This window comes from Nocardiopsis kunsanensis DSM 44524, from assembly GCF_000340965.1.
Taxonomy (GTDB): domain Bacteria; phylum Actinomycetota; class Actinomycetes; order Streptosporangiales; family Streptosporangiaceae; genus Nocardiopsis; species Nocardiopsis kunsanensis.
The window spans coordinates 1-1,533 of the sequence record NZ_ANAY01000074.1 but is presented as its reverse complement, the minus strand read 5'-3'; the positions used below and the strand labels follow the sequence as shown (position 1 = coordinate 1,533).

Below are 1,533 nucleotides of genomic sequence, written 5' to 3'. Positions count from 1 at the left end.
TCGGTATCGCCTGCACGCTGATCTGCTACCGCAGACTCGCCAAATGAGATGACCTCTAAACGACCATCCCACAGGCGCCGTTACTGAGGCGAGGTGGAGGAGTCCGCCCCCGGGGCCGGGGGCTCCTTCTGGTCCCGGCCCTCCTCCGCGGGAGCCTCACCCGTGAAACCGCGCAACTCCCGACTCGCGGAAGCTCCCAGGGACGTCAGGACCAGGAGGCCACCGACCAGGATGAGGGCGCCAGCACCACCCATCGCGGCCGCGAGCATGCCACCGATGGCCGGCCCGAGAGGCGCCAAGCCGTGAGCGGCCACATTGAGGACGGCGATCATGCGCCCCAACATCTCCTCGAGCACCATCCTCGCGATCACCACGTTCATCACGACGTTGATAGCGGGAGTGGAGAGCGTGATGACTACAAGGGGCAGCATCGGCCACCAGGGGCCGAGAGGAAGCGCCATTGATACCAGCGCCACCCCGAAGATCGCGACGACGGCGATGAGTAGCTTCCCCGGCGGAAGAAGCTTGCCGATGCGATTGGACAGCAGTGCGCCGATCAGTCCCCCGATGCCCGTTCCGGTGAGGACGATCCCCGTGTTGACCGAGTCTCCGCCGCGTTCGCCCACGAGGACGATGACTGGGATCAGGAAAGCACCGCCCAACAGATTGAGCATGAGTACTGCCGCGTAGACCTCCCTCAACCCTGGCTGACGCCACAGCCACGCGACGGACTCCGCCAACTCCTGACGCATGTTCGACTTGGGCTTATTGACGGCCTCGGGAGTCCCCTCATTCTCGCTGCTCGGGCGGCGCGGAACTCGTGCGAACAAGGTGCAGAGGGCACTGAGAAGGAACAGAACCGCCTCGGCCAAGAAGGGGACGACACGTGCGACCCCGTACAGCAAACCGCCCAGCGGGGGACCGACCAGTCTCGCGGCATGGCTCCGCGACTCCTCCTGCGTGTACGCCAGTTGCAACTGCGAAGTCGGTACCACCCCGCGAATCGCGGTGGTTCGCGCTGGGTCCGTAAGCGCGGAGCACAAGCCATCGATGATCCCGAGGAGAACGAAGTGCCAGACCTGTACGTGGTCGGTGAGAATCAGCGAGGCGAGCAGCGCGGAGTTGACGAATCGCAGGCTCTGTCCGATGAGCAGGAGGCGACGCCGGTCCCAGCGGTCGGCCCAAGCCCCCGCTGGAATCTGGCCGAAGATGTGTGCGACGGCCACTGAGCCGGCGATGATGCCAGCCCAGGCGGGAGACCCGGTCAGCGCGATGACCAGTAGCGGCATCGCGAGCTTGGTGACCTCCTTGCCAGTCTGAGAAAGTGCACCTCCAATCCACAGGAGCTGGAACTGCTTGTTCTTCCTCAGAGGGCGAATTTCACTCAAAGCTGTCCCTTCTCAGCCTCGCAGCGGTGGCGGTAGCTGACTTCAGTGAGCCTTTTTCATCTTGAAGGCGCAGGTCACAGCCCTGCACCGGTCTCCCTGACCCCCTCCCGAACAGCAAGAAGCCCCTGGTAGACGGGTTAACGAC

1 protein-coding gene is annotated in these 1,533 nt (G+C 64.3%); it reads right to left on the bottom strand.

Annotation, left to right across the window (positions count from 1 at the left end; translation table 11 throughout):
* Positions 1–80: 80 nt before the first annotated feature.
* Positions 81–1,388, bottom strand: coding sequence for an MFS transporter (locus D456_RS0123265; protein WP_152442667.1), 1,308 nt, complete (start codon positions 1,386–1,388; stop codon positions 81–83).
* Between the last annotated feature and the right edge of the window lie 145 nt (positions 1,389–1,533).